Annotated in this window: 16 protein-coding genes; 8 read left to right on the top strand and 8 right to left on the bottom strand. The window is 70.9% G+C overall.

Annotated features, from left to right (window positions below; all coding sequences use genetic code 11):
• Nucleotides 1–31: 31 nt before the first annotated feature.
• Nucleotides 32–2,026 (bottom strand): WD40 repeat domain-containing protein, encoded by a 1,995-nt coding sequence (locus tag PZE19_RS02670; RefSeq protein ID WP_277859043.1) that lies wholly within the window; start codon nucleotides 2,024–2,026, stop codon nucleotides 32–34.
• Between the two features lie 309 nt (nucleotides 2,027–2,335).
• Here PZE19_RS02670 and PZE19_RS32860 point away from each other — a divergent pair, with 309 nt between their 5' ends.
• Nucleotides 2,336–3,787 carry an alginate O-acetyltransferase AlgX-related protein gene (locus tag PZE19_RS32860; protein WP_277859042.1) on the top strand — a complete coding sequence of 484 codons (1,452 nt, stop codon included), beginning with the start codon at nucleotides 2,336–2,338 and terminating at the stop codon, nucleotides 3,785–3,787.
• Here the strand turns inward: PZE19_RS32860 and PZE19_RS02660 are convergent.
• Together PZE19_RS02660 and PZE19_RS02655 are read right to left on the bottom strand one after the other, a co-directional pair.
• Nucleotides 3,711–6,707: a PVC-type heme-binding CxxCH protein gene (locus tag PZE19_RS02660; protein WP_277859041.1), complete on the bottom strand. Its 2,997-nt coding sequence runs from the start codon at nucleotides 6,705–6,707 to the stop codon at nucleotides 3,711–3,713. The two genes, PZE19_RS32860 and PZE19_RS02660, sit on opposite strands and share 77 nt — an antisense overlap.
• A gap of 79 nt (nucleotides 6,708–6,786) precedes the next feature.
• Nucleotides 6,787–8,721, bottom strand: coding sequence for an ABC transporter permease family protein (locus tag PZE19_RS02655; protein ID WP_277859040.1), 1,935 nt, complete (start codon nucleotides 8,719–8,721; stop codon nucleotides 6,787–6,789).
• A 224-nt stretch (nucleotides 8,722–8,945) separates the two neighbouring features.
• Between PZE19_RS02655 and PZE19_RS02650 the strand changes: the two genes are divergently transcribed.
• The 6 genes from PZE19_RS02650 (at nucleotide 8,946) to PZE19_RS02625 (ending at nucleotide 18,179) form a co-directional block, all read left to right on the top strand.
• The gene (locus tag PZE19_RS02650) at nucleotides 8,946–9,353 is read left to right on the top strand and encodes a hypothetical protein (RefSeq protein ID WP_277859039.1); all 408 of its coding nucleotides are present in this window, start codon (nucleotides 8,946–8,948) and stop codon (nucleotides 9,351–9,353) included.
• A 55-nt stretch (nucleotides 9,354–9,408) separates the two neighbouring features.
• Nucleotides 9,409–10,017: a DcrB/PsbP domain-containing protein gene (locus PZE19_RS02645; RefSeq protein WP_277859038.1), complete on the top strand. Its 609-nt coding sequence runs from the start codon at nucleotides 9,409–9,411 to the stop codon at nucleotides 10,015–10,017.
• Between the two features lie 102 nt (nucleotides 10,018–10,119).
• On the top strand, nucleotides 10,120–13,242 hold the full coding sequence (locus PZE19_RS02640; RefSeq protein ID WP_277859037.1) for a multiheme c-type cytochrome: 3,123 nt from the start codon (nucleotides 10,120–10,122) through the stop codon (nucleotides 13,240–13,242).
• Nucleotides 13,239–15,053 carry a CRTAC1 family protein gene (locus tag PZE19_RS02635; RefSeq protein ID WP_277859036.1) on the top strand — a complete coding sequence of 605 codons (1,815 nt, stop codon included), beginning with the start codon at nucleotides 13,239–13,241 and terminating at the stop codon, nucleotides 15,051–15,053. The genes PZE19_RS02640 and PZE19_RS02635 overlap by 4 nt, the downstream gene beginning before the upstream one ends.
• 421 nt (nucleotides 15,054–15,474) lie before the next feature.
• Nucleotides 15,475–17,151, top strand: a complete 1,677-nt coding sequence (locus tag PZE19_RS02630) for a S41 family peptidase (protein ID WP_277859035.1) — start codon at nucleotides 15,475–15,477, stop codon at nucleotides 17,149–17,151.
• Between the two features lie 71 nt (nucleotides 17,152–17,222).
• Entirely contained in the window at nucleotides 17,223–18,179 is a 957-nt protein-coding gene (locus PZE19_RS02625) for a D-2-hydroxyacid dehydrogenase (RefSeq protein ID WP_277859034.1), read from the top strand.
• On the opposite strand, the gene PZE19_RS02620 is transcribed toward PZE19_RS02625, so the two are convergent.
• A complete protein-coding gene (locus PZE19_RS02620) occupies nucleotides 18,163–18,672 on the bottom strand; it encodes a hypothetical protein (protein WP_277859033.1) in 510 nt (169 codons plus the stop codon). The genes PZE19_RS02625 and PZE19_RS02620 overlap by 17 nt on opposite strands.
• Before the next feature lie 106 nt (nucleotides 18,673–18,778).
• Nucleotides 18,779–20,851, bottom strand: coding sequence for a carboxy terminal-processing peptidase (locus tag PZE19_RS02615; protein ID WP_277859032.1), 2,073 nt, complete (start codon nucleotides 20,849–20,851; stop codon nucleotides 18,779–18,781).
• Nucleotides 20,852–21,693: 842 nt separating this feature from the next.
• Here PZE19_RS02615 and PZE19_RS02610 point away from each other — a divergent pair.
• Nucleotides 21,694–21,972: a hypothetical protein gene (locus PZE19_RS02610; RefSeq protein ID WP_277859031.1), complete on the top strand. Its 279-nt coding sequence runs from the start codon at nucleotides 21,694–21,696 to the stop codon at nucleotides 21,970–21,972.
• A 16-nt stretch (nucleotides 21,973–21,988) separates the two neighbouring features.
• On the opposite strand, the gene PZE19_RS02605 is transcribed toward PZE19_RS02610, so the two are convergent.
• The 3 genes from PZE19_RS02605 to PZE19_RS02595 all read right to left on the bottom strand — a co-directional run bounded on the left by PZE19_RS02605 (nucleotide 21,989) and on the right by PZE19_RS02595 (nucleotide 26,746).
• The gene (locus tag PZE19_RS02605; protein WP_277859030.1) at nucleotides 21,989–24,235 is read right to left on the bottom strand and encodes a transglutaminase TgpA family protein; all 2,247 of its coding nucleotides are present in this window, start codon (nucleotides 24,233–24,235) and stop codon (nucleotides 21,989–21,991) included.
• The gene (locus tag PZE19_RS02600; RefSeq protein WP_277859029.1) at nucleotides 24,232–25,683 is read right to left on the bottom strand and encodes a DUF58 domain-containing protein; all 1,452 of its coding nucleotides are present in this window, start codon (nucleotides 25,681–25,683) and stop codon (nucleotides 24,232–24,234) included. The genes PZE19_RS02605 and PZE19_RS02600 overlap by 4 nt, the downstream gene beginning before the upstream one ends.
• Before the next feature lie 85 nt (nucleotides 25,684–25,768).
• Nucleotides 25,769–26,746, bottom strand: a complete 978-nt coding sequence (locus PZE19_RS02595) for an AAA family ATPase (protein WP_277859028.1) — start codon at nucleotides 26,744–26,746, stop codon at nucleotides 25,769–25,771.
• Between the last annotated feature and the right edge of the window lie 132 nt (nucleotides 26,747–26,878).

Raw genomic sequence — 26,878 nt, 5'->3', positions numbered from 1 at the left:
GTCAACATGAGGCACCGCGAGGCGATCGCATTCAGGTCGGGCCGCCGTTCCGGAACCACGCGAGGTTGGGGCCGATCATCACGGCGACGCCCGCCCGCCCCGCGGCGCACGGCCCGACCGGCTGCCCGGCGACGACCCGCCAGCGGACGCGGCCGTCGAGGCCGGAGCAGAGGATGTGGACCTCCTTCCGGACGATCCGGACCGGGCGGCCCTCGGCGTCGAAGCCGTAGACGTCGTTCGCGTCGCCGCTGGGGCCCCCTTCGATCCGGACGTCGCCGGCGCCGTCGAAAGCCATGGCGCGGCCGTCGGCCGAGGCGACCAGGGCGTACGGCCCGAGCCGGGTGAGCGACCAGCCCTCCCACGGCAGCCGGCGCGTCCAGGCGACCTCGCCCCGGAGGGTGTGGCCCGAGAGCTGCTGCGCCCGGCGGGCCAGCGTGATCCAGGCCAGGCCCGGCGGCGAGCCCTCGGGGGCCTCGATCAGGAAGGGGGGGTCGGAGGCCTCGAAGCCGCCGGTCGGCGTCATCTCCCCGGCCGGGTCGAACACGAGGAGGCGGCCGTCGTTGGTGGTGGCCGCGGCGAAGCCTTCCACGCCGACCGCCAGGTCCTCGATCGGGGTCGACAGCTCGTGCTTCCAGATCCAGCGGCCGGCGGGGGTCGCCCGGCCGATCCGGTCGCGCTCCTGGACGATCGCCAGCCCGAACGAGTCGGGCTTGATGACCAGGTGGGTCAGCTCGACGAGCCGCAGGTCGACCTTCCACTGCTCGCCGCGCCTCAGGTCGCAGAGGCCGACCTGGCGGTCGGTGGCCGCCGCCAGCCACCCCGGCGCGGTCCGGAGGATGCGGCCGACGCCCGACGTCTCGGGCCCCTTCCCCAGCTTCTTGCCGTCCATGCCGAAGAGTTCGAGCCGGTTCGGGCTGGAGAAGACGGCGACGCAGGGCGGGTCGTCGCACACGGTCAGCACGGCGGTCTCGGCTTGGTCCTCGGTCTGCACCGCGGGAACCGACCAGTCGGGGTTGCGGACCGAGCCCGTCCCGCCCCCCGGCCGAGAACCGGCCCCGGCGCCGACGGTCGAGCGCGACGGCTTCGCCGGCTCGCGACGACCGGGCTCGGGGCCGAAGAAGTCGAGCCGGGTGATCTCGCCGGTGGCCCGGCCGTGGATCGCGTACCGGCCCAGGGGGTCGATCTCGAGCGCCACGACGGGCCGGTCGAGCCGGGTCCGCCAGCGGACGTTCCCGGCCGAGTTCATGATCGCCAGCTCGCCCTCCAGGGTCGCCGCCGCGATCGTCCGGCCGGGGAAGTCGGGGACGGCGTGCGAGACGGTCCCGCCCAGGTGGTACGAGCCCTCGTTGCGGCCCTTCAGGTCGAACCGCTGGATGCCGTGGGTGAAGCAGCTCGCCAGGATCATCGAGCCGTCGCCGCTGGAGGTCAGCCGGCCCACGTTCGACATGAGCCGGTCCTGCCAGGCGACCTCGGGCTCCAGCCGGCCGGGCGTCCGCGAGGCCTCCAGCTCGATCCCCGCCAGCATGCCGAACGCCGCCGCGCCGACCACGAACGCGCGGTCGGGGACGAAGCAGAGGTGCGCGATCGGCTGGATCGTCTCGATCCGCCCCGCCGCCCGGCCGTGCCGGCTCACGAGCTGCACCGCCCCCAGCCGGCTGCCCACCGCCACGAAGCGCCCGAACGGGTCGGTCGCGATGAACGACGCCTCGCCGGGCGCGGCGCGCTCGGCCTGGACGGCCAGGTCGCCGCTCAGGAGCAGCAGGCCGGCCTCGTCGTGGTCGCAGAGGATCGCCACCAGCGAGCCGTCGTCGCTGATCGCCCCGGCCATGACCCGGTTCGGCGACCGCGCCGAAGACGTCATCTCGCCGTGGGTGTTCAGCAGGTAGAGCTGGTTCCCCTCGTCCCAGGCCAGGATCCGGCCGGCCTCGCGGGCGAACGCCAGGCCCTTCAGGGGGGACTCGGTGACGACCGTCCAGGACTCCTCCGGCTCCAACCGCGTGCTGCTGCGACCGCTCGTCTCGGGCATGGGGGCCGTCTTCAACCTCGCCGAAGGACCGGGGCCCGAAGGCCCCGCGGATGTCGGACTTCCGTCGTCGATCGTCGCCTGCGAGCCCCCTAAAGGCAACCCCTCTGCGCGGCCGTCGGCTTGACAGGATCGGCCCTCGGGGTATGACAGGTGGCCCGCTCGGTCTTCGAGCCGTTCACCCTTTCTCCGCCCGGGGGAAGGTGGCCGGCACGGCCGGATGAGGGGCGCGGCGCTTCGCGACGGCCGACGATCCCCGACAGCCGAACTCCCTCTGCGCCCCGACGACCCTCCCGATCCCCGGAGTTCAACGTGCCGACGAGACGACGGCTGACCCCCAGGCAGATTCGATTGACGCGGATCCTCGCGGCGACCTGCTGGTGGGGTCTCGTCGCATACTTCGCCCGTGGGATCTTGAAGACGCGGGACGCGCAGGCGGAGCACCTGATCGCGACGGCCCTGCTGGCGTACCTGGCGGCCTGGTGCCCGGTCATGGTGTTGGCGAAATGGAGCCCGGCGGGGAAGCTCGGTCGGTTCGCGGCGTGCTCGGCGTCGATCGGGGCGGCCTTCGCGCTGGTGGAGGCGCCGGCCGCCTGGCGGAGCGTCGATTATCGCGAGGTCTTCCACACGCCGACGCCCCCCTGGCGTCGCTCAGGCAACCTGCCGGACCCGGACCTGCTCTACGCCCGGCGGCCGAACCAGCGGCTGAGGCTCTGGTTCCAGGGCTCGGACCGCCACGGCCTCCGCGACGCGCCCGCCGCCCCGGCCTACGCCTGCGACACGACGCTCGATGCGAACGGCTTCCGCAACCCCGCCGGGCTCGACGCGGCGCGGGTCGTGCTGGTCGGCGATTCGTTCGTCGAGGGCCTGCAAGTCGACGACGGCGACCTGATCTCGGCCCGGCTCGCCGACCTCGTCGCCGCGCCGGTGGCGAACCTGGGGCGGACGGGATACGGGCCGCGGCAGGAGCTGGCCGTGCTGGAGCGTTACTCCGCCGGCTTCGGGCCGCGGACCTGCGTCTGGTTCTTCTACGAGGGGAACGACCTGCAAGACCTGGCCGCCTACGAGGCCGACCGGGAGCGCGTGCGGGCGCTGCGGCCCGAGTCGCCGCGGCGGGCCTGGTACGGACGGTCGTTCGTCCGCAACGCGGCGGGCTGGCTGGTCCGGTCGAACGGCGGCGACGCGACGGTCCCCGCGCGGTCGCGGGCCGGGACCTTCCGCGCGGCCTCGGGGGCGACGACCGACATCCTCTTCTCGTGCGGCGTCCACGAGGGGGCCGCCGAGGGCGTCGCGGATCGCGCCTCGCCCGAGGCGATGGAGCGGCTCAGCCGGGTTTTCGCCGAGGCGGCGGCGAGTTGCCGGGCGCGGGGCGTGGAGATGGTCGTGGCCTTCGTGCCGACGAAGTTCCGGGTCTACCGCGACCTCTGCCGGTTCGAGGCCGACTCCCCCTGCCCCGAGTGGCCGGTCGACGACATGCCGGGGGCCGTCGCGAAAGCGGTGGCGAAGGCCTCGCCGGCGATCGGCTTCGTCGACCTGACGGCGCGGCTCCGCGACCGCGCCGAGGCCGGCGAGCTGGTCTATCTGGCGGACGACACCCACTGGTCGGCCGCCGGGCACCGCGCCGCGGCCCTCGCGGTCGCCGAATGCCTCGACGACCGCGAGCGGATGCGAAATGCGACGGCCGGGCTCACTTCGGAGCCGTCGCCGGGGCCGGGGCCGGGCTGGCCGAGCGGATCGACCGGACGAACGCGATCAGGTCCTTGAAGTCGGCCGACGTCAGGTCCTTCTCGAGCCCCTCGGGCATGAGCGAGATCCCGGTCGAGGCGATCTGCTCGATCTGGTCGCGGGGGACGACCTCGGCGACCCCCTCGGCCCGCTTGAGCACCAGCGCCGCGGTCGACTCGGACGCGATGATGCCCGAGATCACCCGGCCGTCGACGGTCGCCACGTTGTAGTTGAGGTAGTTCGCCGCGACCTCGCGGTTGGGGTCGAGGACGTGGGTCAGGACGTCCTCCGGCGAGCGGGCCGCGACGGTGGCCAGGTCGGGGCCGACCTCGACGCCCTGGCCCTCGGCCCGGTGGCAGGTGGCGCAGGTCTTGAGGTAGACGGCGCGACCCTTCTCGCGGTCGCCCTCGCCGTCGAGGGCCGGGCGGAAGGCGGCGATGACCGCCGCGCGCTCGCGGGGGGCGTCGGCGGAGCCGAACAGGCGGGCCGCCCGTCCGCGGATCGCCGAGTCGGGGTGCTCGCGAAGCTGCTTGAGCCGGAGCGGGTCGATCTCGGCGGTGGCGAGCTTCTTCGCCTCGACGGCGTCGAGCAGGGCGTTGATCCACTCGATGCGGCTGAAGAGGACCTCGGCCGCCTCGCGACGCGCCGAGGGGCTCGTGGCCTTCCACTGCTCCAGCACGCGCTCGGCGACGGCCGGCCCGGCCTGCTCGCCCAGCGCCCGCAACGCGGCGAGCTGGACCTCGGAGGGCTGACGGGCGTCGAGCAGCGGCGGCAGCGCTTCGAGCGTCCGCTCGGGGCCGCTGAGGCCGACGAGCGCGATCGCCGAGGCGCGGCGGGCGGGGGCCTCGCCCGAATCGGCGACCTTCGCGGCGGCGTCGAACAGCGGGCCGAGGCGATCCCAGGTCGCCGCGGAGAGCGTCTCCTTGAGCGACCCCCGGGCCCGCTTGAGTCCGGCTCCCACCGCCAGGACCACGCGGCCGCGGAGGTCGTCGGACAGCTCCTTCGCGAAGAGGTCGGCGACGACCTTCTCGATGGCCTGGCCATCCTTCGCCTGGCCGATCATGGTCGCCAGGTCGTCGAGCCACGGCCGGCCCTCGGCCTCGCCAAGGAAGCCGCCCTCGGCCAGACGGGCGAGCAGGTCGGGGGCGTGGCCGGCGATCGAGGTCAACACCGCGGCGCGGGTCCAGCGGTCGGCGTGGTCGCGACGGGCGATCACCGCCAGGGCGTCGAGCACGCGGGGGTCGTCGTTGACGGCCCCGAACGTCAGGGCGGCCTGGAACCGGACCATCGGGTCGACGTCGTCGGCCAGGGGCAAGACGTTGGCGATCAGCGCGCGATCGGCCTTGATCCGCGACTCGGCGAGTTTCGCGACCCGCTCGCGGACGCGGGGCTCGGGGTCGGCGAGGGCCATGGCGACGTGCGCGTCGTCGAGCTGGCCGAGGGCGTCGAGCGTCCAGAGGGCGTGCAGCCGGGCGAGGGCCGTGGGGCGGTCCTGGGCCAGCTTGCGGAGCGCGGGGGCGGCCTGCACGTCCTTCCGCTCGATCAATAGCCGCTGGGCCGTCTCGCTCCACCAGGCGTCGGAGTCGGCCAGCAGGGCGACGAGTTCTGCGGCGGGGGCCTTGCTCAGCCTCGGCTTGCGCAGCGGCCGGGGGCCGTCGGCGAGCAGCTCGTAGAGCCGGCCGCGGTCCTTGCCGCTGGTCAGGTCGAGGTGCTTCTTGATCGGCTCGGGGATCGAGATCGGGTGCTCGATCGTCTCGCGGTACATGTCGACCACGAGCAGGGTGCCGTTGGGGGTGTTGGCGAAGTTCACCGGCCGGAACCAGTTGTCCTTCGAGGCCAGGAACTCGACGCCCTGGTCGGCGCGGTCGGCGACGTAGGTCGCGCCGGCGACGGCCAGCGTCTTGCGGTGGACGAGGTTGCCGCCGACGTCGCCGACGAAGGCGTTGCCGCGGTAGGCCTCGGGGTAGGCCGAGCCGCGATAGATCGTGACGCCCGTCGCCGAGGTGAAGTAGCCGAAGGCGAACTGCTCGGTGTGCGAGAGCTTCTTGAGCATCTCGGGGTCGGCGACGCGCTGGCGGGTGCGGACGATCCGCCAGGGCTCGGGCCGGCTGATCCGGAAGACGGGGCCGGAGGGGCCGTCGGAGGGGATGTCGAGGATCACCGAGGGGGGCACGTAGGCCGGGTTCCGCTCGACGTCGCCGGCCGGCAGGACGATCTGGCGGATGTGGTTGCTGTTGCCGCAGGTGAACTCGTGGCCCCAGTCGTCGGTCGAGAATCCGAACTGGCCGCCGCCCGAGATCGCCTCGAACGCCAGCGTGTCGGGCCGGAACCGGAAGTCGCGTCCCCGCACGGAGACGGCCGGGCGGTCGGGGTGGGGCGGGGTCCGGACGAGGCCGCCGTTGCTGCTGGCGACGCCGTGGATCCAGCCGTCGTCGCCCCAGTGCAGGCTGTTGAGCAAGCCCTGGACGTTGCCGGTCTCGAAGCCGGTGAAGACGACCTTGCGGACCTCGGCCTTGCCGTCGCCGTCGGTATCTTTGGCGTAGAGGATGTCGGGCGCGACCGTGATGAAGACGCCGCCGTCGTAGGGGACCACGCCCGTCGGCCACATGAGGCCGTCGAGGAAGACCGTGCGGGCGTCGAAGCGGCCGTCGCCGTCGCGGTCTTCGAGGCGGGCCACCGTGCCCGAGGGCTTATCCTCGACGAACGGGTAGCCGCGCATCTCGACGACGTAGAGCGCGCCGTCGGCGTCGTAGGCGACGGCCACCGGGCTCTTGATCAGGGGCTCGGCCGCCACCTGGTCGAGGCGGAAGCCGGGCCGGACGACGATCGACGCGAGCGCCTCGGCCGGCTCTTTGGCCGGGATCCGGGGCAGCTCGCGGGCCAGGTCGTCCTGGGCCCGCACCATCGACGCGGACCCCAGCAAGATCGCCAGGGCGAGGGCGTGAACACGCTGCAACATCCTTCCGCAACTCCTCGTAGATCGTCCCGGGGCCGCGCGGCCCCGCCTCGACGATGAGGCGAGGTCCCGCGGCCGGGTCTCAGCCCTGGATGGCGTTGGTGCGCCCCAGGGCGATGTCGAAGTCGCCGACGGCGGGGACGAGCATCGCCATCAGCGCGAAGCCGTACACCCCGGCGCTGACGAGCAGGGCCGCCAGGAAGTCGCCGTTGAGCAGGCTGATGATGCAGTAGAACGAGCAGAACGGGGTCAGGAGGGCGACCAGGGCGATCGCGCTGGAGGGGTTCCGCGCGCCCAGGGAGCCGAACAGGGCCACGCTCCCGGCGCCGATGAAGATCATGAAGCTGAGGAGCTGGCGGCCGAACTCGCGGTCGCTGAAGATGATCAGGTAGGCGCAGAGGAGGATGCCCACCATGAGGAAGAAGATCGTCCCCAGGCTGTGCGCCACGGCGGTCCGGCTGCTCGTGTAGGTGATCGCGTCGTGCAGCCCGAGCATCGCGGCGAAGTGGCAGAAGAGCAGGTAGTCGACCGTGAAGAACACCAGGTTCTCGCCCGACAGCCGGCCCGTCCCCCACAGGTAGGCCGCCAGCAGGAGCGGCAGGATCACCATCTCCTTGGCGTTGTACAGGGCGCCGAAGAGCTTGCCGTAGATGAAGTGCGCCGGCGACAGCTCGGTGACCAGCAGCAGGTCGAGCGCCCCGGTGTCGCGCTCGCTGGTGAGCGCCGTCACGCCCTGGGCGTTGATGAGGACGAGGCTCAAGATGGCCAGGCCGACGGGGATCAGCCCCAGGCCGCTCGCCAGCGGCTCCTCCATGCCCTTCGAGAGGCTCAGGAAGAAGCCGACGCCGAGCGCGAACAAGAGCAGGTAGCAGGCCTTGATGATCAGCGGCTTCGAGCCGTAGGCGCGGGTCTTCAGCTCGCGCCAGAGGATCGGGTTGGTCCAGGGCTTGCGGTACGGCCTGGGCGCCAAGGCCAGCCGGCGATGGGTCCGCCGCGGGACGTGCAGGCCGGTCGTCGCGCCGCCGACGGGCTCGAAGCCGGGATCGCCGCCGCCCGAGGTCACGGCCACCGCGGCCCGGTCGCCGGCCTCGGTCCCGCCCGCCTCGCGCCGCAGGGTCGCGCCGACGCCCGTCGCGGCGGCTTCGGCCGGGACGGCCTCGGCGACCTCGACCAGCGTCTCGACGACCTCGGCGTCCTCCTCGCCCTTCTCCCTCGGCTCCTTGCTGCCCGGGTTCCAGACCCGCAGCATGTAGGTGCCGATCGCCACGATCACGGCCGCGAACGTCAGCCGGACGCCGATGTAGACCAGGCTCGACGCCCGCACCAGGCCCGTCGCCTGGTCGGAGGTCGGGTAGAGCACGGCGATCATCGCCCGGTAGGGGTTGAGCACTTCCTTGACCGGCACGCCCAGGAACCGGAGGTCCGGGAAGAAGACGCTGAACAGCTCGACGCCGGTGACCGAAAAGACGACCATCAGGATCGTCAGCGAGATCGACTGGAAGGTCCGGTCGCGCCAGAGCGCGATCAAAAGGCCCATCGCCCCGCCGGCCACGCCCGAGGCCGCCGTCACGGCGAACAGGTTCAGCACCTGGCCGAACGAGATGCCGCCGAACAGGGCGCAGAGCGAGAGCAGCCCGATCCCCGCGCCCAGCATCACCACGATGTGCAGGAGCCCGGCGACCAGCTTGCCCAGGACGATCTCCAGGTCGGAGAGAGCCGTCATCAAGAGCAGGGTGAAGGTGCGGCGGTCCTTCTCATAGGCCACGGCCGCGGCCGTCGACAGCGGCGCGAAGAAGAGCATGAGCGTGAGCTGGAGCATGGCGAACATGCCGTAGAGCACGCCGCCGAACCGCGCCATCAGGCCCAGCTCGCGGACGTCCTGCCAGCCCACGATCGACTGCCAGGCGGTCCACAGCAGGATGAACAGGAAGCAGGCGAACGAGGCCCGCCAGAGATAATAGCGCAAGCTCCGGGGGGCCGTGAGCACTTCCCGGGCGATGATCGGTCCGGCGAACAAGGCGGATCCCCCAACGAGCGGAGAACGGACGGGCGGGCGGGCGATTGGATGCGAATACGAGGCTCACCCTCGGGAGGTTCGCCGGATTCCCAGAGTGTAGCAAACCCCGACGCGGCCGACCAAGGGGTGTCGCGGAGGGCCGGTTGACAGGGGCGCGGGCGGTCCCGTAAATTGAGCTTGCCCGTCGCAGCGTCACCTGTTCAACCGTGCGGAGCCTCCCGACCGTGGACCACCCCGGTCGCCCGAACCTGGGACGAACCTGGATCCTCGTCGCGTCCGCGATCGCAGGCCTGTTCTCGCTCGCCCCGACGGGCCAGGCGAGGGCCGCCGGCTGCCACTCCGCCGAGCGTCCTGTCCTGTCGCGGGCGGCGTCGTGGGACCTCTGGGACCTCGACCGCGCGACGGCCGACGTCGCCGAGGCGCCCGCACCGGCCGCCGTCCGGCCCCTCCCCTGCGGGGGCGAGACGCCTTCGCGGGTGATCGGCGACGCGCCCCCTTCCGCGGCGGCGGCCGCCCCGGTCGTCGTCGCGTTCGAACCGGCCCCCGTCGGCCCCGCCGTGCGGCCCGCCGCCGGCCCGACCGCGCCGCGAAACGTCGCGACGCCGCCCGAGAGGCCCCCCCGACCCGCCTGACGTCCAACCGTCCGGGATCGGCGCTCCTCTTCAGGCTTTGGGAAAGGCTCCTGGCGTGGCTCACGCATCGATGGTCCTCGCGCGCCGCGGCGTTTGCGTCGTCGCGGTCGTCCTCCTCATCCTCGGCTCGGGCTGCGAGAGCGCCTCGCCGACTCGCGGGCCCCTGCCCACGATCACGCTCCCCGCGGCCTGGAAGCCGGCCGACCCCGCGACCTGGCGCGCGCCGGGGACGCGCCTCGCCGCCTGGTCGGGCCCCGCGAATTCCGCCCTGATCGTCTACCGGACGGTCCCCGACCCGGGCGGGACGGCCGAGACGGTCGTCGAGACGCTGTTCAACCGGTTCACCCACCTGCCGGGGTACGACGTCCGCGAGCGCCGGGTCGAGACGATCGCCGGCGTCCCCGCGGCGCGGGTCGAGATCGTCGCGCCGGGGACCGGCGTCGAGATCGCCCCCAGCGGGCTGGGCGAGGCGGCGAAGGCCAGGGACGGCGAGCCCGCCCTGACGCCGACCCGCGAGATCACCGTCGGGTTCCCGCGGCCCGACGGCTCGCTCTTCCTCGTCTGGAGGCTGCCCGAGTCGGCCCACGGCCAGCTCGGGCCGGAGATCGAATCGGCGCTGGCGACCCTGGTCCTGCCGCCGTCTTCGACGCGTACAACCTATTGATCGATCCGATCGCTCGTCCTCATCCGTCTTCCTCGTCCGATTCATCCTGATGGGGTCCCTCGCCGCGGCGGTCTCGCCGGGACGGGGGACGGGAGCAAGTTCATGTCGACGCCCACCGCCACCCCCCGCGACCGCGCCGGGAGGGTGTACAAGCCCGCCATCGGCCCGAAGCTCCGGCCGCTGCTCTGGGCCATCCTGATCGCCTTCGCGCTGCTCGCGGCCAACGGCTTCTACCTGTCGACCGTCACCGGGCTGACCTGGTACACCGGCAGCACGCAGCAGACGTACTTCTACTTCCTGATGGCCATCCTGCACGTGGTCGTCGGGCTCTTGCTCGTCGTGCCGTTCGTCGTCTTCGGGTTCGCCCACCTGGCGACCTCGTGGAAGCGGCCCAACAAGTCGGCGGTGAACTTCGGCCTGGCCCTGCTGGGCGTGGGGATCGTCGTCCTGATCTCGGGCTTCATGCTGGTGCGGATCGGCGGCTTCGAGATCCGCGACGTGCGGATCCGCAACATGGGCTACTGGGCGCACGTCGCCGCGCCGTTCTTCGCCGTGGCTCTCTACGTGAAGCACCGCCTGGCCGGCCCGCGGATCCGCTGGGAGTGGGCGCGGCGGTTCGCGATCCCGGTGGTCGGGTTCGCGGCGATCATGGGCGTGCTCCACTTCCAGGACCCCCGGACGTTCGGCGAGCGGGGGCCGAAGTCGGGCAAGCAGTACTTCTATCCCTCGGAGGCGGTCACGGCCAACGGCAAGTTCATCCCGGCCGAGACCCTGATGATGGACCGCTACTGCCTCGACTGCCACAAGGACGCCTACGACGGCTGGTTCCACTCGTCGCACCGGCTCAGTTCGTTCAACAACAAGGCGTACATGACGAGCGTCCGCGAGACCCGCAAGGTCTCGATGGAGCGCGACGGCTCGACCCAGGCCGCCCGCTGGTGCGCCGGCTGCCACGACCCGGTCCCCTTCTTCTCCGGCCAGTTCGACGACCCCGACTACGACGACGTGAACGACCCCACGGCCCACGCGGGGATCACCTGCACCGTCTGCCACGTCATCACCAACGTCAACAACACCCGGGGCAACGCCGCCTACACCATCGAGGAGCCCCAGCACTACCCCTTCGCCTTCAGCGACGACCCGGTCCTGAAATGGATCAACGGGGCGCTCATCAAGGCGAAGCCCGAGATGCACAAGAAGACGTTCCTCAAGCCCATCATCCGCTCGGCCGAGTTCTGCTCGACCTGCCACAAGGTCGGCCTGCCGTTCGCCCTCAACGAGTACAAGGACTTCGTGCGGGGCCAGGACCACTACACGCCGTACCTCACGTCGGGCGTCTCGGGCCACGGGGCGCGGAGCTTCTACTACCCGCCGGTCGCCAAGACCAACTGCGCCGAGTGCCACATGGAGCTGAAGGAATCGAACGACTTCGGCGCGCAGGACTTCGCGAGCAAGGGCGGACGCCAGATCCACGACCACAAATTCCTCGCCGCCAACACGGCCCTCCCCCGTTTCCAGGGGGACGAGCAGACGGTCAAGGATCAGCAGAAGTACCTGACCGAGAAGAAGGCCCGGATCGACCTGTTCGCCCTCCGCGAGGGGGGCTCGATCGACGGCGCGTTCCTGGGCCCGCTGCGGCCCGAGGTCCCCACGCTCAAGCCGGGCGGCAAGTACCTGGTCGAGGCGGTGGTTCGTACGGTGGGCGTCGGCCACCCGCTGACGCAGGGGACCGTCGACTCGAACGAGATCTGGGTCGAGCTGATCGCCCGCGACGGCGACCGGATCGTCGGCCGCTCGGGAGGGATCGGCGAGGACGGATCGGTCGACCCGTACTCGCACTTCATCAACGTCTACATGCTCGACCGCCACGGCAAGCGGATCGACCGCCGCAATCCGCAGGACATCTTCGTCCCGCTCTACAACAAGCAGATCCCGCCCGGCGCGGGCCAGGTCGTCCACTTCGGCCTGGAAGTCCCCCCCGGGACCTCGGGCCCGATCACCCTGGAGGCCCGCCTCAACTACCGCAAGTTCGACAAGATCTACATGGACTTCCTCTTCGGCAAGGGCGAGGGGCCGAAGCTGCCCATAACCCTGATCGCGAAGGACACCGTGAAGCTGCCGGTGGCCGGCGGCCCGGCCGTGACGAACGAACCCTCGCCGATCCAGGAGACCTGGCAGCGCTGGAACGACTACGGCATCGGCCTCCTGCTCGAAGGGACCGAGAAGGGGGGCCAGAAGGGCGAGCTGAAACAGGCCGAGCCGATCTTCCGCAAGGTCGCCGACCTGGGCAAGGCCGACGGCTGGGTCAACCTGGCGCGGGTCTACCAGCGCGAGGGCCGCGTCCCCGAGGCCCTCGAAGCCCTGGAGAAGGCCGCCAAGCACAAGGAGCCCGCCGCGCCCTGGACGATCAACTGGCTCTCCGGCAAGATCAACGTCCTCAACGGCATGCTCGACGAGGCCGTGGCCAACTTCGAGGCGGTCCTGGCCACCCGCGTCCCCGAGCGCAAGTTCGACTTCAGCCTGGATTACGTCGTCGTCAACGACCTGGCCCAGGCCTGCTACAACCGCTCCCGGATCGAGCCGGTCGACGGCGACCAGCGCAAGGTCTGGCTCAAGAAGGCGATCGCGGCCTACCACCGGTCGGTCAAGATCGAGGCCGAGGACTTCAGCTCGCACTACGGCCTGGGCCTGGCCTTCGGCGACCCGGCCTGGGGACCCAGGCCCGCCGAGCCTGACGCGCCGACGGAGCCGGTCGACCCCGAGAGCCTCTCCAAGCAGGTCCCCGGGATCGCCGACGCGAACGCCCCGGCCGCCGCACGCAAAGAGATGGCGCTCAAGCTCGCCGCCGACGTCTCCCGCTACGTGAAGGGGCCCAGGCCCAAGTTCCAGTCGCGGCTCGAACCGCTGTACGAGGTCACCGACGGGCTGGCCCAGGCCTGGGAGCAGGCCGGCGACCCCGAGGTGCAGGCGGCGATCGGCCGGGTCCTGGAGGTCGGCCACAAGGCGCTCCACGAGCGGCTCAAGCCCGACGAGACGGCCGAGGGCCGGGCCTTCGCCATCGCCCGCGGCGACAACCCCGCCGCGAACATGAACGCCCAGTCCATCGTGATCCACCCCCTGCACCGCCCCGGCGCGCCGGGGATCGACCCCGCCGCCGCCGCGACGCCGCCGACGGCCGCCGCGACCGAAGCCCGGCCCGCACGCCTCGAGGAGAGTGGACAGTGAGCGACCGACGTTTTTCCACCATCACGATTCCGGGTCTTCGGCCGAGGATGATCACCGCCGCGGCCCTCGCGCTGGCGGTCGCGGCCGGCGGCTGCAACAAGCCGCCCGCGCCGACGATCCTCGCGGCGCCGGTCGCGCCGACCAAGCCCAAGGTCGTCGAGGCCGCCTCGCTGCCGACGGTCAAGTTCGTCGACGTCACGGCCGAGTCGGGCGTCGCCTTCACCCATTCCAACGGGGCGAAGGGCGAAAAGCTGCTCCCCGAGACGATGGGCTCGGGGGTCGCCTTCCTCGACTACGACGGCGACGGCGACCCGGACCTGCTCTTCGTCAACTCCTGCCCCTGGCCCGGCGCGGCGGCCGACCCCGCGCCCACGCAGCGGCTCTACCGCAACGACGGCAAGGGGAAGTTCGAGGACGTGACCAAGGCCGCGGGCCTCGACAAGACGTTCTACGGCCAGGGCGTGGCGGTGGGCGACTACGACGGCGACGGCGACCCGGACGTCTACATCACCGCCGTCGGCCGCGGATACCTGTTCCGCAACGACGGCGGCAAGTTCGAGGACGTCAGCGAGGCCGCCAATGCGAAGGGGCCCAACGCCTGGCTCTCGGGCGCGACGTTCCTCGACGTCGAGAACGACGGCGACCTCGACCTGTTCGTCTGCAGCTACATCACCTGGACGCCCGAGATCGACAAGGTGCAGGGCTTCCAGCTCACCGGCCTGGGCCGGGCCTACGGGCCGCCGACGTCGTTCAACGGCTCGCTCTGCGTCCTCCTGCGCAACGACGGCGGGCGGTTCACCGACGTCAGCGAGGCGTCGGGCGTGCAGGTTCGGACGCCCGACCTGAAGGCCCCGCTCGGCAAGTCGCTGGGCGTCGCCCCGTTCGACGTCGACGGCGACGGCCTGGTCGACGTGGCGGTCGCCAACGACACGGTCCAGAACTTCTTCTTCCACAACAAGGGGGGCGGCAAGTTCGAGGAGATCGCGCTCTTGTCGGGCGTGGCCTTCGACCAGTCGGGCTCGCCGCGCGGGGGGATGGGCTGCGACTGGGCCTGCTTCATGAACGACGACCGCCTGGGGCTGGCGATCGGCAACTTCGCCAACGAGATGACCGCCCTGTACGTCAGCGACCAGCCGGCCAGCCTGCAGTTCTCGGACCTGGCCAACCTCTACGGCCTCGGCGCGCCGACCCAGCCGCCCCTGAAGTTCGGGCTCTTCTTCTTCGACTACGACAACGACGGCCGGCTCGACCTGCTCTCGGCCAACGGCCACCTGGAGCCCGACATCTCCAAGGTGCAGGCCAGCGAGTCGTACGAGCAGTCGGCCCAGCTGCTCTGGAACTCGGGCCGGCCCGGCCGCGAGCTGTACGTGAACGTCGACGCCGCGTCGGCCGGCCCCGACCTGTTCAAGCCGATGGTCGGCCGCGGCAGCGCGTACGCCGACGTCGACGGCGACGGCGACCTCGACGTCGTGATGACCGCCAACAACGGACCGGCGCGGCTGCTCCGGAACGACGGCGGCAACGCCAACCACTGGATCCGCGTCGCCCTGGCCGGCGACGGCAAGGCGTCGAACCGCGAGGCCGTCGGCGCCAAGGTCGTCGTCAAGGTCGGAGGCATGACCTGCCGGCGGCAGTTGTTCCCGGCCAAGAGCTATCTTTCCTCCATGGAACTGCCGCTGACCTTCGGCCTGGGCCGGGCCGACAAGGTCGACGAGCTGACGATCACCTGGCCGTCGGGCAAGACCACGAAGCTCGAAAATCTGGCGGCCGACCGGATGTACCGGGTCGACGAGGTTTCCGGCCTGCGCTGATTCGCCGCCTCGCCCCGCGGGGCGGCGGCGAATCCGTTCGGATTCCCGGGCTTGAGTCGTTTTGCCGTGTGTTATAATTCCCGACGAAGGGGAGGTCGGTGGAGCCCGGCCCCCCGTCGTCGCAGCGACCGATCACGAGCCGGGACTCTTCCGCCGGCCTCCGCGTCCGTCGTGACCGCCTGATCGAGAGACATCCATCGAGTTTGCAACAACGGAGCGGTGCTCGCGAACGCAAGTCTCATCCAGCGCGTGGGTTGTCGTCATACCAGGATGATCGCCGGAACCGCATCCGAGAGTTTCCGTCCCTCGTCGTCCCGGACGCCCCACGAACCTCACGGCGCTTGATGCGGGTTGGCCTGCCGCCCAGCACCGCCTCCCATCGGGAGGACGGTCGACCATGCGCCGGATCGGAACCCCTCGCTTGGCCTGGTTGCTCGCGGTTCTACTGACCTGGACGACCGCCACGACGAGTCCGGCCGCGGCCCGCGAGGAGCCGGCCGCGCCGACCGCGGCGGTCGACGCTTCGAAGCCCAGCACGCCCGAGGCCCTCCTCGAGCGCGGGCTCGACCTGGAGCGGCGGCGGAACTGGTCCGGGGCGATGGAGGCGTACCGCGGCGGCATGGAGCAGTGGCCCAGCCGGACCGACTTCCGGCGCCGCCTGCGGCTCTGCGAGCTGCACTTCAAGCTCGGCAAGCGATATCACGACGCCAGCTTCCGGACGGTCCTGCTCAAGCTGCCCCGCCAGCAGGCGAGCGAGCTTTACGCCGAGGTCCTGGAGCGGATCCAGAGCTTCTACGTCGACGCGGTCCCCCTGGAGCCCCTGCTCCGCCACGGCTTGGACAACCTGGAGGTCGCCCTCCGCGACCCCACGTTCCTGAAGCTGAACGCCACGACGACCGACCCCGGGCGGATCGCCTGGGTCCGCGAACAGCTCAAGGCGATGCGCGGCCAGCTCGCCGTCGCCGACCGGAACGCCGCCCTGGCGCTGGCGACGCGGGCCTCGGAGACCGCCCGCCACGGCCTGGGGATCGAGACCACGCCCGTCCTGCTGGAATTCACCTACGGCGCCTGCGACGCCCTCGACGACTTCACGAGCTACCTGACCCCCGACAAGCTCGAAGACCTCTACGCCATGATCGACGGCAACTTCGTCGGCCTGGGCGTCGAGCTGAAGGGGGCGACCGAGGGCCTGAAGCTCGTCGGCGTGATCCGCGGCGGCCCGGCCTGGGACGCCGGCCTGGTCGCCGGCGACCAGATCGTCAAGATCGCCGGCCAGGCGGTCAAGGGCCTGGCCCTCGACGACGCCGCCAACCGCCTGCAGGGGACCGAGGGGACCAGCGTCGACCTGGAGGTCCTCAAGCGCGACGCCACCCTCCACACGGTCCGGCTCGTCCGCCGCCACGTCGACGTCGAGAGCGTGACCCGGGCGAAAATGGTCGACGAGGCCCGGGGGATCGGCTACGTGCAGCTCGCCGGCTTCCAGAAAAGCTCGACCGACGAGATGGACCAGGCGGTCTCGGGCCTGGTGGACCTGGGCATGCGGACCCTCGTCCTCGACCTCCGGGGCAACCCGGGGGGCCTCCTGAACGTGGCCGTCGACATCGCCGACCGGTTCATCGACTCGGGCGTGATCGTCTCGACCCGGGGTCGGGCCGCCGGCCAGTCGCAGGTCTTCCAGGCCGGGGGCCGGGCCCGCTGGAAGATGCCGATGTACGTGCTCGTCGACCGCGACAGCGCGAGCGCCAGCGAGATCCTCGCCGGGGCCCTGCAGGACCACAAGCGGGCCGTGATCGTGGGCGATCGGACCTACGGCAAGGGGTCGGTCCAGAGCATCTTCTCGCTGCACTCGGCCCCGGCCGGGCTCAAGCTGACGACGGCCAAGTTCTACTCGCCGCTCGACCGGGCCTACAGCGAGCGGGGCGTCTCGCCCGACATGCCGGTGCAGACTCGCGTCGCCGCCAAGCCGGCGGCTGACGCAGACCCCGACAAGGACTCGGTCGACGAGTCGACGCTGGGCGACCCCCGCTTCGACCTGGTCCTCGCCGCCGCCATCCGCGCCTCGCAGGCCGAATCCCAAGCCCAGGCCGTGGCCCGCTGATCCGAAACCGATCGCCGTCGCCCCCGGAGAATCCCTCCGGGGGCGATCTCTTTTCGAAGGATGGACGCCCCGTGAAGATCGTCGTGCTCGACGGCCGAACCCTCAACGACGACCCCCGAGCCTGGTCCGGCCTGGACGCCTTCGGCGCGGTCGAATACCACGACGTCACCGCCCCCGACGAGGTCGCCGAGCGGGCCTCGGGGGCCGAGGTCCTGATCATCAACAAGTGCCCGATCCGCGCGGACCTGATCGCCGGGCTGCCCGACCTGCGGTTCATCGCCGTGACGGCGACCGGCTTCGACTGCGTCGACGTCGAGGCGGCGAAGGGGCGCGAGATCGTCGTCTCCAACGTCCGGGGCTACAGCACCGACTCGGTCGCGCAGGTGACGTTCGCCCTGATCCTGGAGCTGACCCTGCACGTCGGCCTGCACTCCGACGCCGTCCTCGCCGGCGAGTGGGCGGCCCAGCCCGACTTCTCGATCCGCAAGTCGCCGCTGATCGAGCTGGCCGGCAAGACGCTCGGCATCGTCGGCCTGGGCCGGATCGGCCGCCGCGTGGCCGAGGTCGCCGGCGCGTTCGGCATGAACGTGATCGCCCACCGCCCCAGCGGCAAGCCGCCCGCCCCCGACGACCCGATCCCGGCCTTCGCGCTCGAAGACCTTTTCCGGCGCGCCGACGTCGTGACCCTCCACTGCCCGCTGACGCCGAAAACGAAGGGCCTGGTGAATCGCGAGCTGCTCAGGCTCGCCAAACCGACCGCCTTCCTCATCAACACCGGCCGCGGCCCCCTGGTCGTCGAGCAGGACCTGGCCGACGCCTTGAATGAGGGCCTGATCGCCGGCGCGGGGGTCGACGTGGTCTCGCGCGAACCCATCGACCCGGCGAATCCTCTGCTGAAGGCGAAGAACATCGTCATCACCCCCCACATCGCCTGGGCCACCGCCGAAGCCCGCGAGCGCCTGATGGCCGCCACCGTGGAGAACGTCGCCGCCTACGCCGCCGGCAAGCCGATCAACCTCGTCGGCTGAGCCGGAGGGGCCCGGGACCTTCGATGCGACCGCAGCATGAGTCGACCAGGTCGGCCGCCGTGCGTCCGGTTTCGAGGAAGGGTGCCAGCTCGTCCAGGCGGACGCGAAGCCCGACCTGATTTTCGAGGGCGAAAGCGAAGTTCAGCAAAGTCAGGTCGTCGCACGGCCGCCAGCAAACCAGGAAGAGCGGGTCGTCGCGATGCAGGCGGACGTCCCGCAGCCCCTTTTCGCGCGCCACAGCGGCTTCCAGGCATTTTGCAACCCGATGCTGGAGCGAGCCCTCGGGCCACGCGTCGGCCTTCGTGCGGAGGTCGAGTTGCTCCTTGATCTGATCGTGGATCGCCTCCAGGACGGCGTCGTTCGGGGCGCAGCGGCGGGCTCGCAGGCACAGGCCGACGAGCCAGCCGGCGATCGGCACGAAGCGGCATCCGCGTTCGAACCGGGATGGCGCGGGCGGGTCCGGCGGGGGCCAGGGCGAGGGTTCGTGCAGCACGTCGCGAGTCTCCTCGGGCTTCGAAACGGGGCGGGCCGGGCCATGCTGCAAAGCATGCCCGGCCCGTGTCCCCATCTCGCGGAGGCGATCGCTCGCCCAATTCAACTCACTGGTCGACGGCGGCGGCCCGGACGGGGGCGGCGGCGAGGACCTTGGAGCCGAGGGTCAGGTAGTCGCCGACGATGCGGAGGATCTCGTCGTTGTAGAAGTCGCTCATCCAGACCTCGCGCTCGATGAACTTCTTCTTGGCCTTCTTGTCCTTCTTCTCCTTCTCGTCGGCCGCCTTCTCCTCGTCGTCGGGGACGAACTCGGCCTTGAACTTGGCCTCGTTGAGCGGGATCGAGTGCTTCGCCTTGCGGTCGACGAACTGCTTGATCCGCTCTTCCAGCTTCTGGAACTTGGCGTCGTCCTTGCGGCGGCCGGTCGACCGGGCGTCGAGGGCGGCGACCAGGTCGTCGGGGGTGCGGTTGTAGTTGTCGTGGGCCAGCGGGGCGACCTTCTCGAACTTCAGGGCGTTGTCGAGCTTGCCCTCGCCGAGGTCCATGTAGTCGCGGATCGACGGCAGGTGGATGTGGGGGGTGACCCCGGTCATCTGGGTGCTGTCGCCGTTGGCCCGGAAGAACTGCTGGATCGTCAGCTTGAGCGCGCCGCGGTTCTTGCCGCCGCGGTCGCGGCGACGGGCGTGCTCGCCGATGTTGACGATGCTCTGCACGGTCCCCTTGCCGAAGGTGCTGGAGTCGCCGATGATCAGCCCGCGGCCGTAGTCGCGGATCACGCCGGCGAAGATCTCCGAGGCGCTGGCGCTGGACTTGTTGATCAGCACGGCGAGCGGCCCGTCCCAGGCGGTCCCCTCGTCGTCGTCGTCGAGGTGCTTCACGCCCACGACTTCCTTGATCTGGACGACCGGGCCGGTGTCGATGAACAGGCCGGAGAGGGTCTTGGCCTCTTCCAGCAGGCCGCCGCCGTTGTCGCGGAGGTCGACGATCACGGCCTCGACGCCGGCCTTCTTGAACTCGACCAGCAGCTTGCGGCAGTCGGCCGTGGCGCTGACGGCGTTGGGGTCGCCACGCAGGATGGCCATCGTGTCGCCGTAGAAGGCGGGCAGGTTGATGACGCCCAGCTTGACGGCCTTGCCGTCGACCTTGGACTCGAGGATCTTGCCCTTGGCGTGCTGCTCGGTCAGCTCGACCCGCTCGCGGACGATCGTGTATTCCTTCCGCTCCTTGGTGCCGGCCGGCTGGACGATCAGGTGGACGGCGGTGCCGCGGGGGCCGCGGATGTAGCGGACGACATCGCTGAGCTTCTTCTCGACGAGGTCGATCTCGCCGCCCTCGTCCTTGCGGATCGCCACGATCTTGTCGTCGGGCTGGAGCCGGCCGTCCTTGTCGGCGGCCATGCCGGGCACGACCTCGGCGACCACGGCGTAGCCGTCCTCGGAACGCAGCGAGGCGCCGATGCCTTCCAGCGACAGGTGGAGCTGCTGGTTGAGCATGTCCTCGAGGTTCTTGGGCCCGAGGTACGACGAGTGCGGGTCGAAGGTCCGGGTGAGGCTGGTCAGGTAGACCTCAAGCAGCTCGCCGGAGTCGAACTGGTGGAACAGGCGGTTGCGGTCGCGGTAGCGGACGGTGAGCTTCTGGACGATGTCGGCGGGCTCGGTGGAGTCGTCCATCCGGAGCTGCAGCTGCTCGAACTTGAGCTTCTTCCGCCAGCGTTCGTCGGCCTCGGCCTTGTCGACCGCGTACTCGATCTTGTCGGGGTCGTCGGTCAGGAACTCGTCGACCGTGAAGTCGAACGGCTTGGCGAGCAGCTCGGTCACGGTCTTGTAGCGCTCGTCCTGGCGTTGGAGGTAACGCTCGAAGACCTTCTTGGCGAACGAGATGTCGCCCTCGCGGATCTGGTCGTCGAGGTCCTTGGCGCTCTTCTTGAATTCCTCGATGTCGGCCTTCAGGAAGTAGTACTTCTGGGGGTCGAGGTCCTTGAGGAAGTTGTCGCACCACTTGACCGCGATCTCGTCGTCGATGACCGGGCGGGCCATGTGGCCGCGCTCCAGAAGGTCGACGACGGTCTTCGCGATTTCCTTGTCCTCATCGGTGGGGACGGGGGCCTGGGCGCCCACGATCGCGGCCATCAGGAACAGGATCGCCACCAGAGAAAGCGGACGTAATGCGATTCGGGGCATAGGGATGTGTTCCTGAAATCCTGACCTGGAGGTGGACGGAAGGACCCTGGCCGTCAGGCTAATCTTAGCCCTCGCCCCGGATCCGGACAAGGTCGTCCCCACAATCGACGGGACCGTCTCAAACGCGGCGGGAGGCGTCATCGGCATGCTCGGCGGCCCCGCGTCATCCCTTTTTCGACGGCCGAGGCCGGACGGTTCGGGGGAATCCCGGGCGATCGTCGAAGCCGGCGGCCGCCCCTGGGCTAGTCGCCCCGTCGACGGCGATCGCGCCGCGCCGGAAATTCCCGATCCAGGGATTCAAGTCGGCGGGGCCGATCGGTCGATATCCGATGGATAAGGCGAGGACCCTCCGACCTCGCCCTCCCGCCCCCCAACGAGTCGCGCACCATGAACCGCCAAGTGTTGCCCAGCATGCTGCTGAGCGTGTTCATCGTCTGCTTCTTCGCCGTGGCGCTCCGCCCGGTGGAATCGGCCGGCGGCCGCGACCTCGTCGGCCCGCCGCGTCCCGCCGAACCGCCGCCCGGCCCGGCTCCGGCCCCGGCACCCGTCCCGGTCCCGGCATCCGAGACGCCCCCGCCGGCGGTCCCTGCTCCGGTTCCCACGCCCGAGCCCGCCCCCGCACCGCCTGCTGTGCAACCGGATCCGGGGCCTCCTCCCGCAACGCCTTCGGCCGCGCCGGTCGCGAGCGTGGCGGCCGGCCCCGTCGCGGCCCAGGTCGCGGTCCCCGCCCCCACGCCCTCGCCGCCGGCGACCGATGCGCCCCGCCCCGACCGCGGACCGCGGTCGCGGTCGCCTCGCGACCTCCGGCGCGGCCGGCCGACGGGCCCGGACGGATGGCGAGCATGCCGGCCCCCCGCCGCACTCCCCCGGCCGTCGCGCCCCCGACAGCCCCCGCCGAAGCCCCCAGGGCCGACGCCGGCAAGGCCCAGGGGTCGATCGCCATCCCCCGGGGCGAGCCGGAGTCGACGCTCGTCGACGAGGGCGAGACGCTCGAAGACGTGGCCCTGCGCGTCTACGGCTCGCGCGAGGCGGTCGAAACCCTGCGGCAGGCCAACCGCGCGTTCGCGGCCCGTCGCGGACCGATCCGCTCCGGCTCGATGCTCTGGACGCCCGCGAGGTGAGGACGGGACGAGGTCGTCAGCGGGCGGCCGGCTCGCTCAGCCTGGTTTCCAGGACGTCGAGGCTGCGCTCCAGCTCTTCGAGGGTCTCGGGAGAGAGGTCGAGATGGCCGAAGCGGACCTGGTAGAAGGCCGCGACGACCTTCTCGGGCAGCTCTGCGACCTCTTGCCCGCCGTCGCCCCGGCCGCTCAGGAACCGGAAGGCGCGGTGGGCGAATTCGCCCTGGGTCTCGGCGGGGGAGCGCTTGAGGTCGTAGTCGGCCAGCAGCTGCGTCAAGCGGCGGTAGAAGAGGATCCCCGCCGTCGCCCCCTGGTTGTCGTCGGTCGAGCCCCGCCAGCGGGCGAGGAGCCGCTTCACGAGCCAGATCGCGCCCCTCGTCCCCGCGGCCAGCACGCAGAGGAACAGGAACGAGGCGATGAAGCCCTTGACGCTCACCAGGGATTGCAGGCTGCCGAAGTGGAAGTAGCGGGCGAAGGTCTCGGACGCCCATTTCCAGATGATGCCGTAGCCCACGCGGATCTGCTGGAAAAGCTGCCGCACCGGGCTGTAGAGCTTGGCCTGGCGGTTCGAGTCGTAGCCCAAAATGTAGAAGACCCAGACGTACCGGAAGAGGTCCGTCACGCCCCGGAAGTTCGAGGCCAGGCCCCCCACCTGCGCGACCGATTTCTCGCGCTCGTTGCCCGGCGTGGGGTCGAAGGAGACCCAGATCGGCTGCCCCTGCCGGTTCCGGCCCATGTAGGCCTCCACCCAGCTGTGGGCGTGCTTCTGGCGCACGGTCATGGACTGCGTGAACTCGTTCCAGTCCCCCCCCTTGAAACCGTTGACCATCCGCGAGGGGATGTCGATCGACCGGAGCATCAGCGCCAGCGCGCTGGCGAAGTACTCGCAGTGCCCTTCCTTGCGGTTGACGACGAAGTCCACGACCGGGTCGAGCGAATCGTCGACGGACGACATCTCCAGCGAATAGGCGAAGGTCTGGGAGTCGCGGAAGTAGGCCTCCAGGGCCCGGGCGCGGGCCAGGGAGTCGTCGACGGGGATCTTCTCGACGATCGGATCGGCGACGGCCTTCAGGGCCTCCTTGACGTCGGGGGCGACGCCCAGCAGCACGTTCTTGATCCGGTCCTCGCCGGGCGCCTCCTCGCCGAGCTGGGGGACCGTGGGGTCGAGGTCGGAGATGACCTCGTAGTCGTAGGGGCCGCGGGCCTCGTTGCGGAAGACGGTGCCGTCGAGCCCGTTGAGGTTCGGCGACTGCCGCGGCCCGCCGATCACCTCGACGAAGGGGCGGATCCCGAAAAGCGTGGGAGAGTCGTTGGCCTCCAGCTTCACGAGCTGGCGGAGCACCTTGCGGGCGTCCGCCCCCTTCTCCCGGAAGCTGGGGAACGTGCGCGTCTGGCGGTAGTTCTGCCTGCGCCAGCGGCCCTTGTCGTAGTTGTTGAGAGTGACGCCCCGCCAGAGCGGCTCGACGGGAGGGGTCGCCGGGGCCCGCGAACGGTCCTGGAACTCGACGGTCATCACCGCCGTGTCGTTCTCGAGGATCTCGCCGAGCTGGCCGAGGGCGACCTCCTCGTCGAAGCCGGTGAGGTGCTTCGTCGAGGTCGGCCCGAACCGCGACCGCGTCGCCCCCTGCTGCCGGGGGAGGAGCAGGAAGACGAAGAACCCCAGCCCCAGCGTCAGGGCCAGCACGCGGGCCGTCGCCGTGAAGTAGGCGAAGTCGAAGAGCCGGCGGTAAGGGTCCTCGCGCAGCGGCTCCATCGGGGCCCGCGCCCGCGCCGGGGTCGGGCTCAGGAACCGGCGAGCCTCGCGCTGGAGGAAGAACTGGCCCAGCACCCAGACGGCCGACACGGCCCAGAGGAAGAGCCAGACGCCCACCTGGTCGCCGACGTTGATGACCGCCCCGATCAGGACCTGCATCAGGCCGACGAGGAAGAGCACCCAGTCGTCCTCGATCGACTTGGGCAGGAAGTACTTGATGAGCTGCAGGAAGACCAGCCAGTGCCCCAGGCAGCGGATGGCCTGGGTCTCGTCCATCGAGTACTCGATGTAGAGCATCCCCAGCGAGCCGATCCCCAGCAGCGTGGCCAAGCCCGAGGGGAGCGACCACTCCGGCTTGCGGTCGACGGTGAGGAAGGCGACGAGCCCGGCCGCGGCCACCAGGGGGGGCAGCAGCCAGCCGCCGCGGTCGTCGGTCGGGTCGGCGCTCAGGGCGGTGGTGGCCAGCGTCATCATGACGTAGAAGCTGGCCCGATAGACGAGCAGGCTGTTCACGACCGGCCCCCTTTCCATGCCCGCCAGGTCGGCGGCTCGTCGGGCGCGACGGTCTCCTCGATGATGACCCCGCCGCCGTCCTCGGACTCGCCCGCGAACATCCCGCGGCGGCGCTCTTCCTGGCTGTTGAAGCGATCGGTCTCGGCGTTGGAGATCCGCTGTTCGAGCAGGCCGCGGGTGTCGGCCTCGGCGAACTGGATCAGGCCGTCGAGCTCCCCCTGCGAGGCGTTGAAGGCCAGCACGCGGCCCGTCAGGCTGCGCGCCGAGGTCGTCGTGAGCCGGGTGGAGCGCTCGGCCTCCTCCATCAGGTTGATCGGCCGCGTCGAGGCCACGATCAGCAGCGCGTCGCGCAGGGTCGGGGGCGGCAGGGCGTCGAGCAGCTCGGCCAGGCCCCCCTCGTTCACCGGCCGGAGCACGGCGAGCTGCTCCAGCAGCTCGTGCAAGAGCTTGACGGAGGCCGGACCCTGGATCACGCCCGGCGTGGCCCCGGTCCAGCCCAGGACGAGCCGCCTCCCCTGGCGGCGGCAGGTCTCCAGGCAGACGGTCGCCGCGAACGAGATCGCCTGCTCCATCGCCTCGCGCTGCTGAGGCGGGACCTTGGTGCGCGGCAGCCAGGGGTCGATCAGGATCGCCAGGTCCTGCTCGTTCTGCTGCTCGAACTCCTTGACCATCAGCTCGCCGCGGCGGGCCGAGGTCCGCCAGTGGATCCACCGGGGGCTGTCGCCCGAGCGGTAGTCGCGGAGGCCGTGGTACTCCTCCTGCTGCGCCGAGCGGTCGTGCCGCCGCCCCAGCCGATTCTCGCTGGTCTGGCGCTGGAGCTGGAACCAGCGCCGGGTCAGGCGGCCGATCCGGGGGTAGACGAACAGCGGCTCGGGCAGCGGGATCGTCACGCGACGCTCGACGATCCCGAAGGGGGCCCGGGTCCCCAGGTCCAGGTTCTGGAACCGGTACTTGCCGCGCCGGGGGGCGTCGCCCTGCCAGCGGAGCCGCGCGCGGTCGCGGGCGGCGACGCGGGGGAAGAAGACCTGGGGCGTCGACGCCGCGCCGGTCGCCCCCCGCTCGGTCGAGACGAGCTGGTCCTCCAGGAAGAGGGCCAGGGCCGCCATCCGCCGCCGGCCGTTCTCGAGCGTGTAGTCGACGACCAGGGGGTCGCCCGCGAAGATGTAGCCGGGCGTGCGGCGGAGCACGATCAGACGCCTGAGCATCGCCCGGCTGCCGAACCACGAGGCCACGAACGGGCCGACGGCCGTGGTGGCCACCAGGAGGATGAGGTTGATCTGCTGGAGCATGCCCGCCGCCAGCAGCACGAGCATCACGCCGAAGTAGCAGAAGCCCTCGCGGGTCACGAGGGTGCGCTCGGTCGGCACCAGGGCCTGGATCAGGCCCTTGGCGATCCGGCCGGCCCCTCGCTTGGAGCGTGCGCTGCGGGGTCTTTCGTCCACGGCCATGGCTCGATCCCTCTCGATCGCGTCGGATGTCCGGTGGGCTTTTCGCGGCGGCTTGCGGGCCGGGGCGGTGCGGGTCGCGCGGCGGTCAGGTCGGGACTTTGACGCGGTCGACGATGTCCCGGATGATGGCCTCGGCCGCGCCGAACTCGCCCGCCTGGAGGAACGACTTGCCGAGCACGCGGTGGGCGAGGACGGGGACGCAGAGCGACTTCACGTCGTCGGGGACGACGAAGTCGCGGCCCGAGACCATGGCCATGCTCTGGGCCGCTCGGTAGAGCGTCAGGGCGCCGCGGGTGCTGACGCCGACGTGCAGGTCCTCGCTCCGGCGCGTCAGGTGGACGATGTCGAGCAGGTAGTCGGCGATGGCGTCGTCGACCCGGACCCGGCGGACGCCGTCCTGCAGCTGGACGACCTCCTCGGCCGTGATGACGGCCTGGAGGGTCTTGACCGGCTCGCCGACGCGGTGGTCGTGGAGCAGCCGGCGCTCCTCGGCCCGCACGGGGTATCCCATGCGGATCCGGATCATGAAGCGGTCGAGCTGGCTCTCGGGCAGGACGTAGGTCCCCTCGAACTCGTAGGGGTTCTGCGTGGCCAGCACGATGAACGGGGCTTCGAGCGGGTAGGTCGTCCCCTCGATGGAGACCTGGCGGTCGCTCATGGCCTCGAGCAGGGCGCTCTGGGTCCGCGGGGTGGTGCGGTTGATCTCGTCGGCCAGCACGACGTTGCCGAAGACCGGGCCGGGCTTGAAGACGAACTCGCTCGACGGGGCGTGGAAGACGCTCGAGCCCAGGACGTCGGAGGGGAGAAGATCGGGCGTGAACTGGATTCGCCGGAACGAACAGTCGATACTGGCCGCCAGGGCCCGCGCCAGGAGCGTCTTGCCCACGCCCGGGACGTCCTCGATCAGGACGTGCCCCTGGGCGAGCAGGGCGACCACGGCGAGCTTGATGGAGTCGGCCTTGCCGAGCACCACTTGACCGACGTTTTCCAGCAGCCGGCTCGTCAGAGCGTAGAGTTCTTCCTGAGCGGGGGGGGCGGCTTCGGTCGAGTGCTGTGGGGTCATTCCGTGGGCTCAACGGGTTCAGCGGGCGCCGGGATGTGGGCCTGACCCGTCCCACTATAACCCGGTCGGGCCGCGATTCCAACGCCCGCGTGCAGCCTTAAGGGCGAACGTCCCGGGGATTTCGGGAGAGGG

Origin of the sequence: Paludisphaera mucosa (genome assembly GCF_029589435.1) — a bacterium.
Classification (GTDB): domain Bacteria; phylum Planctomycetota; class Planctomycetia; order Isosphaerales; family Isosphaeraceae; genus Paludisphaera; species Paludisphaera mucosa.
The sequence above is the reverse complement of the archived record's forward strand: the minus strand, read 5'-3'. Positions and strand labels throughout refer to the sequence as shown.